This window comes from Paraburkholderia sp. J11-2, assembly GCF_905220185.1.
GTDB lineage: Bacteria > Pseudomonadota > Gammaproteobacteria > Burkholderiales > Burkholderiaceae > Paraburkholderia.
Genome location: NZ_CAJMYY010000022.1, coordinates 61,229 through 75,889 on the forward strand (window position 1 = coordinate 61,229; position 14,661 = coordinate 75,889).

The window sequence follows — 14,661 nt, forward strand, 5'->3', positions numbered from 1 at the left end:
CTTCCTTGAGCCTCGCTTGAACCGGGCATAAAAAAGCCCGCGCGGCCTTGCGGCGGCGCGGGCTTATGTCTGGACGCTCGCGCGGATCAGCGCGGATTGTTCTGCAGCGAATCGCGGATCTCGCGCAGCAGCAGCACGTCTTCAGGCGTGGGCGCCGGCTCGGCGGGTGCAGCGGGCTGCGGCTGGCGCAGCTTGTTGATGAACTTCACCATCAAAAAGATGATGAACGCGAGGATGACGAAGTTGATCACCGCGGTGATGAACGAGCCATAGCCGAACACGGCCACGCCCGCAGTCTGCAGATCCTTGTACGACTCGGGGTTGCCTTTATAGCTGGCCGGAATGTGTCCGAGCCGCACGAACATGTTTGAGAAGTCGAGGCCGCCCGTGATCACGCCGATGACCGGCATGATGAGATCTTTCACGATTGAGTTGACGATGCTCGAGAACGCACCGCCGATGATCACACCGACGGCGAGATCCATCACGTTGCCTTTGACGGCGAATTCCTTGAACTCCTGGACGATGCTCATGAGCGGGCTCTCCCTGAATGGCGCGGCACGGGGCTGGGGTCAATACGGCGTATTGGCGCAATCATAGCGAACGCATCCGTATCGCGGTAGCAATTTGACATTCCCTGACCTTTCTCCGGGGACTGGCGACGAAGTTCTACCGGACGCACGCGGCGTGCCCACCGCGCTGATTGAAGCCCGTCTTTGGCCTGCTTTCGACTTCAGTGCGCGAGCGAGATCTGCTCGTGAAAGGTTGCTGGATCGGTGTTGCTGCCACCCAGCAGCACGCCTACGCGCTTGCCTTGCAGCGTGTCGCGCAGCGGCCCGAGCAGCCCCGCCGTGGCTGCGGCGCAAGCGGGCTCCACGGCGAGCTTGAGTTGCTCGAAGAGCACGCGCATCGCGCTGCGCAGCGCGTCGTCGGAGACCGTGACGATGCGCTCGAGATGACGGCGGCACAGCGTATAGCTGTATTGCTCTGCATGCGACGCCATGAGCGAGTCGGCGATCGAGTGCATATGCGTCAGGCGCACCGTGTGGTTTGCGGCGAAGCTGCGGCTCATCACGTCCGAACCCTCGGGCTCGACGCCATACACGCGCACGCGCGGGTTCGCGAGCCGCAACGCTGTGGCAACGCCCGCAGCGAGCCCGCCGCCGCCGACGGGCACAACGACCGCGTCGAGATCGGGCGCCTGGGTGGCCCATTCATAGCCGAGTGTGGCCGTGCCGAGCACTGTGCGATAGCCGTTGAACGGATGCACGAAATAGCGTCCCTCGTCGGTCTCGATACGGCGCACGATCTCGAACGCCTCGCTGCTGTTGCTTGCCACGACGATTTCCGCGCCAAAGCGCCTGCATTGCGCGACACGCGCCGCGCTCGTGGTGCGTAAGAGCACGACCTTCGCGCTGATGCCCAACCGCATCGCCGCATACCCAACCGCCATGGCGTGATTACCGCCCGACACGCACGTGACGCCGGCGCTGCGTTGCGCGGCATCGAGCGCGAGCAGATGCGTGAACGCACTGCGCACCTTGAAGCTGCCGCTCGACTGCAGCAGCTCGAACTTGAAGTTCACGAGCGTCGCTTCGAGCGTGGACAGATCGTGGCGGTCGAACACCGGCGTGCGCAACACCCACGGCGCGAGCGCGAAATGCTGCGAAGCGATCTCGTCGAGGGTGGGGATTGCCTCACCGTCTATCGTGTGGCTGGTGGGAAGCGGCGAGGCGGTGGACATGATAGTGCGCGTCCAGCGAGATTACTGCGCCAGGGCTTCGACGGACATGCCGTGCACGAGCTTGCGCAGGAAACCTTCGCACGCCGCGAGCTGTTCGAGCGAGACATATTCGTTCGGCTTGTGCGCCTGCTGGATGTCGCCGGGCCCGCACACCACGCTCGGAATGCCCGCGCGAGCAAAGAGGCCCGCCTCGGTGCCGTAGGCCACCTTGCGGCGTGCGTCATCGGCGGTGAGCGCGCGCACGAGTTGCGTGATCGCGGCCTGCTCGGTGGCGTCGAGGCCGGGGGCCGCAGCGATCTTCGTGAACTCGATCGCGCCCACCGCGTGCTCGCGTTGCATCTTCGGCACGAGCGTTTCGCGCGCGTACTGTTCGATGCGCGCGAAGATCGTGTCGGGGTTAAGCGTCGGCAGATTGCGGAACTCGAACGCGAAACGGCATTCGGCCGGCACCGTGTTGATCGCATTGCCGCCTTCGATCGTGCTGGTTTGCGCGGTCGTGAACGGCACGTCGTAGAGCTCGTCGAACGGGCCGTTCGCGCGGAATTCGTCGGCCATGTCGCGGATGTAGCAGATGAGGCGCGCCGCGTACTCGATCGCGTTCAGCCCGCGCGGCGTGAGCGACGAATGCGCGGCCTGGCCGCGCACGCAGCACTGGTACGCGTTGATGCCCTTGTGCGCCACGATGGGGCGCATGCTCGTGGGTTCGCCCACGATGCAGCCTTCGGGCTTCACGCCGCGCTTCACGAGTTCTTCGATCATGAGCGGCGCGCCCACGCAGCCCACTTCCTCGTCGAACGAGAGCGCGAGGTGCAGGGGCTTGGCGAGTTTCGTCTTCTGGATCTCGGGCACGAGCGTGAGCGCCGCGCCGATGAAACCCTTCATGTCGCAGGTGCCGCGGCCATAGAGCAGGCCGTCGCGGATCTCGGGCTTGAACGGGTCGCTGTCCCATTTCTGGCCGTCCACGGGCACCACGTCGGTGTGGCCGGAGAGCACGATGCCGCCGTTCGTTTCGCCGTCATGCGCGGGGATCGTGGCGAACAGGTTGGCCCATTTGCCGTCGCGGCCATAGGTGAGCGTCGATTCGATGCCGCGAGCACGCAGATCGTCGCGCACGGTCTCGATCAGGCCGAGATTCGGATGGCGGCTGACCGTGTCCATCGAAACGAGGCGGGTGACCCAGGGGAGCGAGGCGGGAAGGGAGGCGGAAGGCGTAGACGACTGCGCTGTTTCAGCGGCGAGGGACATATTGGGCTCCAGCTTGCTTGTATTCTTCATCTTACCCAAAAAGAATGCGGCAAGCCAAAGCGGGCAGTGCGGCGTCACACGTTCCCGACGATTGCGGTGTACATGGCGCGCTGCAGCATGACGTGAAAACGCCCGCGCGGAGGGCAAACCGCGCGGGCGTCCGAAGATGCGCTAAGGGCGCTTAGCGCGACGCGCCAGCGCGATTGGGTGCACCGAGCGCGCGCAACGTCTCCTTCACGGTAGCCACGCGCACGGCGAGGTCGGGGCTGCGCGTTTCGATGCGCAGCTTGTCCTGGCCCGCGAGCTTGATGTGCTTGTGCTTCTGCACCATCTCGATGATGCGCATGGCGTCCACGGGCGGATTCGGCACGAACTGCAGGCCGATGACCGCTTCGCCCGCATCGATCTTCGTGATGCCGAGCGGCTTCGCCGCCAGTCGCAGACGATGCGTTTCGATCAACGCGTGGGCCTGTGCCGGCATCTTGCCGAAGCGGTCGATCAGTTCTTCCTGGATGCCGTCGATCGAATCGTCGTGCTCGCAGTTCGCGAGGCGCTTGTAGAGCGACAGGCGCTCCTGAACGTCGCCGCAATAGTCGGCTGGCAGGATCGCGGGTGCGTGCAGGTTGATCTCGGTGGTCGCCGCGAGCGGCGCGTTGAGATCGGGCTCGCGGCCGTCTTTGAGCGCTTTCACGGCGTCGTTGAGCATGTCCGTGTAGAGCTGGAAGCCGATCTCCTGGATCTCGCCCGACTGCTTGTCGCCGAGCACTTCGCCCGTACCGCGAATTTCGAGGTCGTGCATCGCCAGATAGAAGCCCGAGCCGAGTTCCTCCATCTGCTGGATGGCTTCCAGCCGCCGTTGCGCCTGCTTCGTGAGCCCTTGCGGATCGTGCACGAGCAAATACGCGTACGCCTGGTGGTGCGAGCGCCCGACACGGCCGCGCAACTGGTGCAACTGCGCCAGACCGAACTTGTCGGAGCGGTGGATCAGGATCGTGTTCGCGGTCGGCACGTCGATGCCGGTCTCGATGATCGTGGTACAGAGCAGCACGTTCGCGCGCTGCGCCACGAAATCGCGCATCACGGCTTCGAGTTCGCGCTCGTGCATCTGGCCGTGCGCCACCGCAATGCGCGCTTCGGGCACCAGCGCTTCGAGCATCGCACGGCGGTTCTCGATGGTCTCGACTTCGTTGTGCAGGAAGTACACCTGGCCGCCGCGCTTGAGTTCGCGCAGCATGGCCTCGCGAATCACGCTGTCTTCCTCGCGGCGCACGAAGGTCTTGATGGCGAGCCGCTTTTGCGGCGCGGTCGCGATCACGGAGAAGTCGCGCAGGCCTTCGAGCGCCATGCCGAGCGTACGCGGAATCGGCGTGGCGGTGAGCGTGAGCACGTCCACTTCCGCGCGCAGCGCCTTGAGCGCCTCCTTCTGGCGCACGCCGAAGCGGTGCTCCTCGTCGATGATGACGAGCCCGAGGCGCTTGAACTGCACATCGGACGACAGCAGCTTGTGCGTACCGATTACGATATCGACGCTGCCGTCGTTGATCTGCTGGATCGCGCCGCTCACTTCCTTCGCGGACTTGAAGCGCGAGAGTTCGGCAATGCGAACGGGCCAGTCGGCGAAGCGGTCCGTGAAGGTTTGCGTGTGCTGCTCGGCGAGCAGCGTGGTGGGCGAGAGAATCGCCACCTGCTTGCCGCCCATCACGGCGATGAACGCCGCGCGCAACGCGACTTCCGTCTTGCCGAAGCCCACGTCGCCGCACACGAGGCGGTCCATCGGCTTGCCGCTCGTCATGTCGCCGATCACGGCGGCGATCGCGGCCGCCTGGTCGGGCGTTTCCTCGAAGCCGAAGCTTTCCGCGAACTTGACGTAGTCGCGCGGTTCGAGCGCGAACGCGTGGCCTTCGCGCGCGGCGCGGCGCGCGTAGAGATTCAAAAGCTCGGCCGCGGTGTCGCGGATCTGCTGCGCGGCCTTGCGGCGTGCCTTTTCCCACTGGCCGGAGCCCAGCGCATGAAGCGGCGCGCTATCCGGATCGGCGCCGCTGTAGCGTGAAATCACGTGCAATTGCGAGACCGGCACGTAGAGCTTGCTGCCGTTCGCATATTCGAGGTGCAGGAATTCGGTATCGCCTTCGCCGAGGTCCATCGTCACGAGGCCGTGATACCGGCCGATGCCGTGTTGCGCATGGACCACCGGATCGCCCACCTTGAGTTCGGAGAGATCGCGCACCATCGAATCGACGTTGCTCGCCTGCTCCTGGCGGCGACGGCCCGCACGGCGCGCAAGCGGGCCGTAAAGCTCGGTCTCGGTGATGACCGCAAGCTCCTCGCCCCGCAGCGAGAAGCCCGTGGAAAGCGGCGCGACGCCCAGCGCGAAGCGCTCGTCGCCGGTGAGCCAGTCCTCGAAGCTGTCGGCGCCCGCGGGGCGCAGATGGTTGTCGGCGAGCAGTTGCGCAATGGTTTCGCGCCGCCCCGCCGACTCCACTGCGAACAGCACGCGGTTCTTCGTCGTGTCGAGATAGCTGCGCAGCGAGGCGAGCGGGTCGTCGGCGTGGCGGTCGATTGCGAGATTCGGCAGCGCCGTGGCCCAGCCGCCCGCGCTCGCAGCGGGCAGCACGAGGCGCGCGAACGGCTTTGCGAACGCGAAGAAGTCCTCGTCGGTCAGGAAGAGGCGCTGCGGCTCCAGGATCGGCCGCTCGCGGTCGTGCGAGAGGAAGTTGTGGCGCTGCTTCGTGTCGTTCGTGAAGCGGCGGATCGACGCGTCGAGGTCGCCCGAGAACACCAGCTGGGCGTTTTCCGGCAGATAGTGGAAGAGCGTAGCCGTCTCTTCGAAAAAGAGCGGCAGGTAGTATTCGATGCCGGCCGACGGCACGCCATTGCCCATGTCCTTGTAGATCGTCGCGCGGCTCGGGTCGCCCTCGAACACTTCACGCCAGCGGCTGCGAAACGCCGTGCGCGCTGCTTCGTCGAACGGAAACTCGCGGCCAGGCAGCAGGCGCACGTCCTTCACGGGGTACAGGCTGCGCTGGCTGTCCGGGTCGAACGCGCGAATCGAGTCGACCTGGTCGTCGAAAAGGTCGATGCGGTAGGGCAGCGGCGAGCCCATCGGAAAGAGGTCGATGAGCGAGCCGCGCACGCAGTATTCGCCGGGGCGCACCACCTGGCTCACATGCTCGTAGCCCGCGAGCGTGAGCTGCGACTTGAACTTCGCTTCGTCGAGGCGCTCGCCCTGCGAGAACGAGAACGTATAGGCCGCGAGAAACGACGCGGGCGGCATGCGGTAGAGCGCCGTGGTGGCCGGCACGATCAGGATGTCGCAGCGGCCTTCGCCGAGATCGTGGAGCGTAGCCAGACGCTCTGAAACGAGGTCCTGGTGCGGCGAGAACGTGTCGTACGGCAGCGTTTCCCAGTCGGGCAAGAGGCGCACGCGCGCCTCCGGCGCGAAGAACGGAATCTCCTGAGCGAGCCGCTGGGCATCCACGGCGCTGGCGCAAATCACGGCCAGCAGCGGCGCCTGGCGTGCGCCGGCGCGCGCGGCCTCGCGGTAGCGCGCGATCAAGAGCGCGTCGGACGAGCCGTGCGTGCCGTCGAACGCGAAGCGCTGCCCCGGCTTGACGACGGAGACGGGGGACGGAGATTGCGAGGAAGCGGCGATATCGGACATAGGCAACAGGGTGGCCGACGCGTGTGTCGGTAGGGTGGCCAGTTCAGTTCGGGCGGAGTGCAACGCCAGAATATGGGGGCCGGTTACTGGTCTTCAAGTGAATCCGGCGCGTTTCGACGACGTTTCGCCGACGTTTTGCGGGCGTCCGGCGTGCGGGTAAGGGACCTATTATAAAATCCGTCCTTTACTTTGACTCATGCGGCTCGCGACACCGTGACTTCACGCCTTTTTGCCCTGATTCCGTGCGCCGGCACCGGCAGCCGTTCGGGCTCGGCCATGCCGAAACAATATCGAATCGTTGCCGGACGCGACCTCCTGCACTATACGCTCGCCGCTTTCGACGCCTGCAACGAATTCTCGCAAACCCTCGTGGTGATTTCTCCCGACGATAACCACTTCGACGCCCGGCGCTTCGGCGGCCTGCGCTTTGCCGTGCGGCGTTGCGGCGGCGCCTCGCGCCAGGCCTCGGTCTATAACGGCCTGGCTGCGCTCGCCGAATTCGGCGCAACCGACAACGACTGGGTGCTCGTGCACGATGCGGCGCGCCCCGGCATCACGCCCGCGCTGATTCGCACGCTCGTCGAGTCGCTCAAGGACGACCCCGTGGGCGGCATCATGGCGCTGCCGGTGGCGGACACGCTCAAGCGCGTCGCCCCGAAGGACCCCGCGGCGCCCGGCGTACACATCGCGCGCACCGAATCGCGCGACGGACTCTGGCAGGCCCAGACGCCGCAGATGTTCCGTATCGGCATGCTGCGCACGGCCATCGAGCGCGCGCAGCAAGACGGTCACGATCTCACCGACGAAGCGAGCGCGATTGAATGGCTGGGTCACGCGCCGCGTCTCGTGCAGGGCAGTCTGCGCAACTTCAAGGTGACGTACCCCGAAGACTTCGCGCTCGCCGAAGCGATCCTCAGCCGGCCCGCAGAATAAGCGCACCGCAATCCCTACACCTGAAACCCCTGGAACCCCACACATGGACATCAGAATCGGACAAGGCTACGACGTGCACGCGCTGGTGCCTGGCCGCCCGCTCGTGCTCGGCGGCGTGACGATCCCCTATGATCGCGGCCTGCTCGGCCACTCGGACGCCGACGTGCTGCTGCACGCCATTACCGACGCGCTGTTCGGCGCCGCCGCGCTCGGCGACATCGGCCGCCATTTCCCCGACACCGACAAGCAGTTCTACGGCGCCAACAGCCGCGTGCTGCTGCGCGAATGTCTGCGCCGCGTGCAGGAGGCGGGCTTCGCGCTCATGAACGTCGATACCACGGTGATCGCCCAGGCGCCCAAGCTCGCACCCCACATCGAATCGATGCGCAAGACGATTGCCGAAGACCTGAACCTGCCGGTCGAACGCGTGAACGTGAAGGCGAAGACGAATGAAAAGCTCGGCTATCTCGGCCGCAGCGAAGGGATCGAAGCGCAGGCGGCTGTACTGCTGCTGCGCGCGTGATCTTCCGTTCAGCCCTTGTTTTGAAGGGCTGAACGGCGCAGAGCAGGGCGCGTGCCTGCTCCGCGCCCTACGGCGATGATTGCAATTGCAATCATCGCCGTTGCTTTTCTTGTCGATTAATTTCCGTTTTTTTCGTCCCATACTGAACCGCTATCCGGAAGTGGGGAGGGCAATGGCGGGAGTTGAAAAACGCGTGAAAGGCCTCGACGGCCTGCGGGCGCTTGCAGTCGTGCTCGTGTTCCTCTCGCACAAGGCCCACGTCGACGCGATCGATGCGGGCAAGATCGGCGTCTGGCTGTTCTTTCTGATCAGCGGTTATCTGATCATTGGAGAGCTGCATCGCAATCGGGTTCGCATCGAACAGCGCGGCGCTCGCACGGCCGCGCTGCTGTACGTTTTCTTCATGAAGCGCACGCTGCGCATTTTTCCGGTGTACTACCTGCTGCTCGTTGCACTCACCATCGCGCATGCGAGCTTCTATCAGCGCGAGGTTGACCTCGGGCTCGCGTGGCATTTCGTATTCCTCTCCAATTACTGGATCGGCGTGGTGCACGATGGCTGGCCCGGCACCGTTTCGCATTTCTGGAGCCTCGCGGTCGAACAGCAGTTCTATCTCGTCGCGCCGTTTGCGCTGCTGTTCATGCGCGCGTCGCGCCATCTCGCGCTTTGCGCGGTGGTCATTGCGGCGGCTGCGTTCGCGCATCTCGCGCTGTACGAGGAAGGGGCGATCGCGCCGCTGATTTACGCGTTTTCGCCATGGAATTTCGCCATGCTCGCGCTCGGCGGCGCACTGGCGATCGGCGGTGCGCGCGTGCCGTTGCGCCCGGGGGTGTTCAGTGCGGTGTGGTTCGTCGGGGCGTGTGCGGCGATCGCCGGCTTCGCGCTGGCGCGCGCCGATTGTGCCGAAGGCGTGAACGGCGCGACGATACAGTCGGGCTTCTTCGACATCGGACTCGCGCTCGCGCTCGGCACGCTGTTTCTGTGGCTCGTGCGTCGCCAGGACAGCATGGTCGTTGCGGTGCTGGAAGTGCGGCCGCTCGCGTATCTCGGCACGATCAGCTACGGCTTCTATCTGTTTCACAACCTCGTGCCGTCGCGCCTTGGCGTGGCGCCGGGGTTTTACGCGCGGCTCGATGTGCCCGATGGTGCGCAGCCCGTTCTTGCGCTCGTGCTGCAGTTCGCGTTAGCCGTGCTGCTCGCGCATCTGTCGTGGCAGGTTCTGGAAAAACGCGTGCTCGAGTGGAAGCGACCGCTCGAAACGGCAATACGCAACCGCCTGCCCACGCGCGCAGCGGCGAGCCGGACTTGATGCAACAGCGCGAGGTCTAGAGCGTCTCGCCGCCCACCACGCGGCCGTCGGGGCACAATTCGCCGGTCTGCAGCCCGTCGAGCACGCGCAGTACTTCTTCGGCGCTGCGCCCGACGTTCAGGTTGTTCACCGTGACATGCTGGATCGTGTTGTCGGGATCGACGATGAACGTTGCGCGCAGCGACACGCCCGCTTCCTTGTCGCGTATGCCGAGCTGATCGATGAGCTCGCCCTTCACGTCGCCAAACGAATAGTGATTGAGGCGATCGAGCGTCTTGTCCTCGCGCCGCCACGCGAGCTTCACATATTCGTTGTCGCAACTGCCGCCCATGACGACCGTTTCGCGGTCATCGAATTCCTTGATGAGCCTTGCGAACGCGATGATCTCGGTGGGGCAAACGAGCGTGAAATCCTTGGGGTAGAAGTAGATGACCTTCCACTTGTTGGCGAAGGTCTGTTCGGTGATCTCGATGAACGCCGATTCGCCGTTTTCCACGGGATGGTTGAAGCCGGGCTTCGCGGCGGTGACGGTGAAGGCCTCGAGTTTGTCGCCGACGGTTTTCATGGGGCAGTTCCTCAGACGAGAGGCGGGCAGCGCGGCCCGCTTTGACGCCGCGCGCGCGAGAGCGCAACGCGGCATGCCGATGAAAACGATTGTCGCAGGTGCGGGCGGCGCGTGATGCGAGGGTGCGCCGCCGCCGGCTTTCGGTCAAGCTAGGGGAAAGCGGCTCAGGTGCCCTTGGCGAGCGGGAACTCGATCGTCACTTCGAGACCGGGGCCCGGCAGCCGGTTGCGCAGGCGCAGCGCGCCGCGATAGCGGCCCACGAGGCGCTGCACGATGGCCATGCCGAGGCCGGTGCCGTTCGCCTGCGTGCGAGCCGTGTCGACGCGGTAGAACGGCCGCGTGACGAGCGGGAGCTGATCCTCGGGAATGCCCGGGCCTTCGTCGACCACCGAAAGTTCGACGCGCGAGTGCGAGACGCGCGTTTCGAGCATGATGTGCGGAATACCGTCGGTTTCGCTCGCGCCGTATTTGCGTGCGTTTTCGATCAGATTGCCCACCACGCGGCGCATGTCGGTGTCGTCGGCTTCGATCATGGCCGAAGGCGCGAGCCGCGTGATGAGGCGCACGCCGTCTTCGCTCGCCATGCGCGCGGCCATCTCGCCGGCAATGACCGAGAGATCGACGCGCTCGGGCATGCGCTGGGCGGGGCGCGCGTAATCGAGGAAGCGGCCGATGATCATGTCCATCTGCTCGATGTCGTCGATCATCGCGTCCTTGGTCGCCTGATCGGACGGACTCATCTCCGTTTCGAGCCGCAGGCGCGCGAGCGGCGTGCGCAAATCGTGCGAGATGCCCGCGAGCATCAGCGCGCGGTCGGCCTCCAGCTGCTCGAGGTCGCGCACCATCTGGTTGAACGAGCGATTCGTTTCGGCGGCGACGCCCATGCCGCTCTCGGGCAAGGGCGCGGGAGGCTGCCCGGAGCCCAGCATGCGCGCCGACATGGCCAGACGCGCGAATGGCCGGTTCACGAGGCTCGTGATGAAGGCCGCCCCGAAAAGCGATAGCGCGAGCGCGGAAACGCCCCATCCGACCCACTGCAGGCCTGTGACGTTGTCGAGCTGGTCGCGGTCGAGCGCGACCCAGTAGTCGTCGTCGTCGATCTTGAAGCTGATCCACACGCCCGGAATGTCGTTCACGGACTGCGCGATGATCGTGTCGTCGCCAAGACGCCCGCGAATGTCATGCTCGATCAGACGATTGAGCGACTCGTCGGGCTGGAGCTTGTACTTGTCCGTGGTTTCGCGCGGGTACACACGCACGCCCTCGTTGCTCTCGAGATCCTGCAGCAGCGCGCGGCGCAGATCGGGATCGGAGTAGAGGAGCGCCGTGCGCGTGAGCTTCACGATCGCGACGAGCTGGAGCGCCACGCGCTGCGCGCGCGGCTCCCGCTCGATCACGCGAAAGCTCTGGAACCACGCGGCGAGACTCACCGCGATGAGAAGGGCGATCAGCAGGAAGGTGCGCCAGAACAGATCGCCGAACGCGAGCGTGAGCAAACGCCGGTCAATCCGCATGGACCCTTCCCGTTTCAACAGAGGCAGTGCAGACAACGAGACTCCATCCAGGATCAGGCGGCGCCGTCGGGGATGAACACGTAGCCGAGGCCCCAAACCGTTTGAATGAAACGCGGGCTGCCCGGATCGGGTTCGATGAGCTTGCGCAGGCGCGAGATCTGCACGTCGAGGCTACGGTCGAACACTTCGTATTCACGGCCGCGCGCAAGCTCCATGAGCTTTTCACGCGAGAGCGGCTGGCGCGGATGACGCGCGAACACCTTGAGCACCGAGAATTCGCCCGTGGTGAGCGGAATTTCCTGGCCGGCCTTGGTGAGCGTGCGCGTGGCGAGATTCAATGCGAATTCGCCGAACTCGAACACCTCGGTGGTTTCCGAAGGCGCGCCCGGCAGTTCAGACGGCGCCTGACGGCGCAGCACCGCATGAATACGTGCGACAAGTTCGCGCGGGTTGAAGGGCTTGGGCAGATAGTCGTCGGCGCCCATTTCGAGCCCGACGATGCGATCCACGTCCTCGCCCTTGGCGGTGAGCATGATGATGGGCGTGCGGTCGTTGCTGCCGCGCAGACGGCGGCAGATCGACAGGCCGTCTTCGCCTGGCAGCATGAGGTCGAGCACCAGCAGGTCGAAGCGCTCGCGCACCCACAGCTTGTTCATGGCGGGGGCGTTTTCGGCCACGTAGACATTGAAGCCCTGCTCGCCGAGGTAGCGGCGCAGCAGGTCCCGGAGTCGGGGATCGTCATCGACAACGAGAATTTTGGACGGGTTTTTGGTTTCCATGCCTGGCATCTTAGCGCGATTGGATACTGATGCGAGTTTGCACCAATTATCAGGTTACAGTCAGTTACAAAATTTACCCGTGCTGTGCCACGACGGCAAGCACTGACAGATAGACTTCTTTACGTAAAGCGGCTGTTCGGTAGATACTTCATTCGACTTTAAAATTCATGCCCGCGCCGAGCCGGGTTCGCACATGTATTCGAGGTAGCCGTTTGCCGCGTCAAGAAGGGAACAAAACGATGGGAGGGGTCAGGCCGACAATGCGCCACACCATGCTTGCACTGGCGCTAGCCGGTGGCGTGGCGGCTGCACTGGAGTCGTTGCCGGCCCGGGCCCAGCCCTCCGCAGACCGCTACGAGAACCCGCAGTCCTTTGCCCGCTCTCAGGGCGGCAAGCCATCAATGCGGCGCATACGCAGCGATACGGTTCCGCGTCCAGCGTCTGACATCAACCAGCGTCCTGCCGTTCCCCCCGACCTCGATCAGCGCCGCCGCGACGGCCATATGACGCCCGACGAGCGACGTCTCTTGCGTCAGCATATCGAAGACGCTGTGCGCGAACTGTACAAGCGCTAATACTGCTTTCGGCGTGCGTCAACGCCGCTGCGCGGCGATAACGTTTACGCAATATTCAATTCGCGACGCGTTCACGCCTTTCTCGCGCCTTTCACGATTTTATCGGCATGCCATCGTGCATTCGCGCCGTGCAAACGCGCTGAAAAAAACCGTAGCAATTGCGTAGTCAACATCCGTTTTGCCACAGCCGTTAAGCCGGTACATTCATTGACTGCGCCGGCGGTTTCGTCGTGCGCCCGTTTATCATGAGCGACTCCAGACGGTCGAGGCCAAACGCGCAGTCCGACGTGCACGCGTCGGCGCCAGACACTGGCGCGGATGCGCGGCTCGACGCCGACGACGCCCGCCATCTTCTCGTACGTACGGGCTTCGCGCCGCGCGAGAGCGAAGTGGCGCCTTATGTGGGTCTCACGCGAGAGCAGGCTGTCGCGCGACTCGTCGGCAGCGCGCGCAGCGAGGCGCTCACGCCGCTGCCCGCATGGACCGCCGAAGTGCCGCCGAGCCGGGCGCAGCGCAATGCACGGACCCCGGAAGAGCGTCAGGAAGCGCAGCGCCAGCGCGGCGCGCGCTACGACGAATTGCGCGCGTGGTGGCTGCGCGAGATGCTCGTCACGTCGTCGCCGTTGACCGAGCGCATGACACTTTTCTGGCACAACCACTTCACCTCGGGCCAGGACAAGGTTGGTGAGCCGCAGTTGATGGCCGCGCAAAACGCGCTCTTGCGGCGCGACGCGCTGGGTAGTTTCGCGAACCTGCTGCATGCCGTCGCGAAGGATCCCGCGATGCTGCTTTACCTCGATGGCGCGAGCAATCGCAAGGGCAGGCCCAACGAGAATTTCGCACGTGAAGTGATGGAGTTGTTCACGCTGGGCGAAGGCCAGTACTCGCAGCGCGACGTTGCCGAAGCGGCGCGCGCGTATACGGGTTGGAGTCTCGATCCCGACACTCAGGCGTTCGTCTGGCGCGTCGACCTGCACGACGGTGGTGAGAAGACCGTGCTTGGCCGCAGCGGGGCGTTCGACGGCGATCAGGTGCTCGACATCCTGCTCGCGCAGCCGCAAACTGCCCGATATGTATCCGGCAAGCTGTGGCGCGAGTTCATCTCCTCGACGCCTGACGAGGCGCAGCTCACAAACGTCGCCGATCGTTTTCGCGCGAGCGGCTATGAGGTCGGCGATGCGCTTCGCGCGCTACTCGTGACGCCAGCGTTCTGGGATGAGCGCAACCGTGGCGTGCTCGTGAGTTCGCCGGTGGAGTTCATCGTCGGCACGGTGCGCCGGTTCGACGTGGTGTACGGCGACACGTTGCCATTTGCGCGCCGCTCGGCGGCGTTGGGCGAGAATCTGTTTTACCCGCCAAACGTGAAGGGGTGGCCAGGCGGGGCGTCGTGGATCAACAGCGCGACGCTGCTCGCACGCAAGCAGTTCGTCGAGCAGTTGTTTCGTGCGACGGAAGCGGGGCGGCCGCCTGTGTCGGGCGCACCCGCCAAGGTCGCGGCAAGCATGCCGCAAAGCATGCAAAACGTGGCGAACGCAATGCGCCGCGATGTATTGCAAGGCGGTATGCGCTTCGATCTGGATGGCTGGCTTTCGCGTTACGGTCTCACTGCCGATGCCACGCCCGGTCTTTCAGCGCAGTTGCAAATGCAGCACGCGATCTTGCCGCTCGCGCCTGTCGATGCGATCGCGGTTGGCAGCAGTGCGGGTTCCTGTCTCCAGGCACTGCTGATGGATCCGGTGTATCAATTGAAGTGACGCATGGGCATGAACGGCCGAATCCCTGGCGGCAGCGTATGCCGCTGCACTGACAAGCG

At 64.8% G+C, this 14,661-nt stretch carries 12 protein-coding genes; 5 read left to right on the forward strand and 7 right to left on the reverse strand.

Annotated features, from left to right (window positions below):
* Window positions 1-86 precede the first annotated feature (86 nt).
* The 4 genes from mscL to mfd all read right to left on the reverse strand — a co-directional run bounded on the left by mscL (window position 87) and on the right by mfd (window position 6,650).
* On the reverse strand, window positions 87-533 hold the full coding sequence (gene mscL / locus U5A57_RS27820) for a large conductance mechanosensitive channel protein MscL (RefSeq protein ID WP_321914848.1): 447 nt from the start codon (window positions 531-533) through the stop codon (window positions 87-89).
* Between the two features lie 200 nt (window positions 534-733).
* Entirely contained in the window at window positions 734-1,744 is a 1,011-nt protein-coding gene (locus tag U5A57_RS27825) for a threonine/serine dehydratase (RefSeq protein WP_321914849.1), read from the reverse strand.
* Window positions 1,745-1,765: 21 nt separating this feature from the next.
* Window positions 1,766-2,989 (reverse strand): acetylornithine deacetylase, encoded by a 1,224-nt coding sequence (gene argE, locus U5A57_RS27830; RefSeq protein ID WP_321914850.1) that lies wholly within the window; start codon window positions 2,987-2,989, stop codon window positions 1,766-1,768.
* A 181-nt stretch (window positions 2,990-3,170) separates the two neighbouring features.
* A complete protein-coding gene (gene mfd, locus U5A57_RS27835) occupies window positions 3,171-6,650 on the reverse strand; it encodes a transcription-repair coupling factor (RefSeq protein WP_321914851.1) in 3,480 nt (1,159 codons plus the stop codon).
* A gap of 213 nt (window positions 6,651-6,863) precedes the next feature.
* Here mfd and ispD point away from each other — a divergent pair, with 213 nt between their 5' ends.
* The 3 genes from ispD (at window position 6,864) to U5A57_RS27850 (ending at window position 9,415) form a co-directional block, all read left to right on the forward strand.
* On the forward strand, window positions 6,864-7,583 hold the full coding sequence (ispD, locus tag U5A57_RS27840; protein ID WP_321914852.1) for a 2-C-methyl-D-erythritol 4-phosphate cytidylyltransferase: 720 nt from the start codon (window positions 6,864-6,866) through the stop codon (window positions 7,581-7,583).
* A 43-nt stretch (window positions 7,584-7,626) separates the two neighbouring features.
* On the forward strand, window positions 7,627-8,106 hold the full coding sequence (ispF, locus tag U5A57_RS27845; RefSeq protein ID WP_321914853.1) for a 2-C-methyl-D-erythritol 2,4-cyclodiphosphate synthase: 480 nt from the start codon (window positions 7,627-7,629) through the stop codon (window positions 8,104-8,106).
* Window positions 8,107-8,278: 172 nt separating this feature from the next.
* The gene (locus U5A57_RS27850; RefSeq protein ID WP_321914854.1) at window positions 8,279-9,415 is read left to right on the forward strand and encodes an acyltransferase; all 1,137 of its coding nucleotides are present in this window, start codon (window positions 8,279-8,281) and stop codon (window positions 9,413-9,415) included.
* A gap of 16 nt (window positions 9,416-9,431) precedes the next feature.
* Here the strand turns inward: U5A57_RS27850 and U5A57_RS27855 are convergent, their stop codons facing one another.
* The 3 genes from U5A57_RS27855 to ompR all read right to left on the reverse strand — a co-directional run bounded on the left by U5A57_RS27855 (window position 9,432) and on the right by ompR (window position 12,282).
* The gene (locus U5A57_RS27855) at window positions 9,432-9,980 is read right to left on the reverse strand and encodes a peroxiredoxin (protein ID WP_321914855.1); all 549 of its coding nucleotides are present in this window, start codon (window positions 9,978-9,980) and stop codon (window positions 9,432-9,434) included.
* 164 nt (window positions 9,981-10,144) lie between these two features.
* Window positions 10,145-11,494, reverse strand: a complete 1,350-nt coding sequence (locus tag U5A57_RS27860) for an ATP-binding protein (protein ID WP_321914856.1) — start codon at window positions 11,492-11,494, stop codon at window positions 10,145-10,147.
* 53 nt (window positions 11,495-11,547) lie between these two features.
* Window positions 11,548-12,282 (reverse strand): two-component system response regulator OmpR, encoded by a 735-nt coding sequence (gene ompR / locus U5A57_RS27865; RefSeq protein ID WP_027814652.1) that lies wholly within the window; start codon window positions 12,280-12,282, stop codon window positions 11,548-11,550.
* A gap of 230 nt (window positions 12,283-12,512) precedes the next feature.
* Between ompR and U5A57_RS27870 the strand changes: the two genes are divergently transcribed.
* Together U5A57_RS27870 and U5A57_RS27875 are read left to right on the forward strand one after the other, a co-directional pair.
* The gene (locus U5A57_RS27870) at window positions 12,513-12,848 is read left to right on the forward strand and encodes a hypothetical protein (protein WP_321914857.1); all 336 of its coding nucleotides are present in this window, start codon (window positions 12,513-12,515) and stop codon (window positions 12,846-12,848) included.
* A 245-nt stretch (window positions 12,849-13,093) separates the two neighbouring features.
* On the forward strand, window positions 13,094-14,602 hold the full coding sequence (locus tag U5A57_RS27875; protein ID WP_321914858.1) for a DUF1800 domain-containing protein: 1,509 nt from the start codon (window positions 13,094-13,096) through the stop codon (window positions 14,600-14,602).
* Window positions 14,603-14,661 lie beyond the last annotated feature (59 nt).

Coding starts and splice junctions, on each gene's coding strand:
- mscL (WP_321914848.1), bottom strand. CDS start 533: ATGAGCATCGTCCAGGAGTTCAAGGAATTCGCCGTCAAAGGCAACGTG.
- U5A57_RS27825 (WP_321914849.1), bottom strand. CDS start 1,744: ATGTCCACCGCCTCGCCGCTTCCCACCAGCCACACGATAGACGGTGAG.
- argE (WP_321914850.1), bottom strand. CDS start 2,989: ATGTCCCTCGCCGCTGAAACAGCGCAGTCGTCTACGCCTTCCGCCTCC.
- mfd (WP_321914851.1), bottom strand. CDS start 6,650: ATGTCCGATATCGCCGCTTCCTCGCAATCTCCGTCCCCCGTCTCCGTC.
- ispF (WP_321914853.1), top strand. CDS start 7,627: ATGGACATCAGAATCGGACAAGGCTACGACGTGCACGCGCTGGTGCCT.
- U5A57_RS27850 (WP_321914854.1), top strand. CDS start 8,279: ATGGCGGGAGTTGAAAAACGCGTGAAAGGCCTCGACGGCCTGCGGGCG.
- U5A57_RS27855 (WP_321914855.1), bottom strand. CDS start 9,980: ATGAAAACCGTCGGCGACAAACTCGAGGCCTTCACCGTCACCGCCGCG.
- U5A57_RS27860 (WP_321914856.1), bottom strand. CDS start 11,494: ATGCGGATTGACCGGCGTTTGCTCACGCTCGCGTTCGGCGATCTGTTC.
- ompR (WP_027814652.1), bottom strand. CDS start 12,282: ATGCCAGGCATGGAAACCAAAAACCCGTCCAAAATTCTCGTTGTCGAT.
- U5A57_RS27870 (WP_321914857.1), top strand. CDS start 12,513: ATGGGAGGGGTCAGGCCGACAATGCGCCACACCATGCTTGCACTGGCG.
- U5A57_RS27875 (WP_321914858.1), top strand. CDS start 13,094: ATGAGCGACTCCAGACGGTCGAGGCCAAACGCGCAGTCCGACGTGCAC.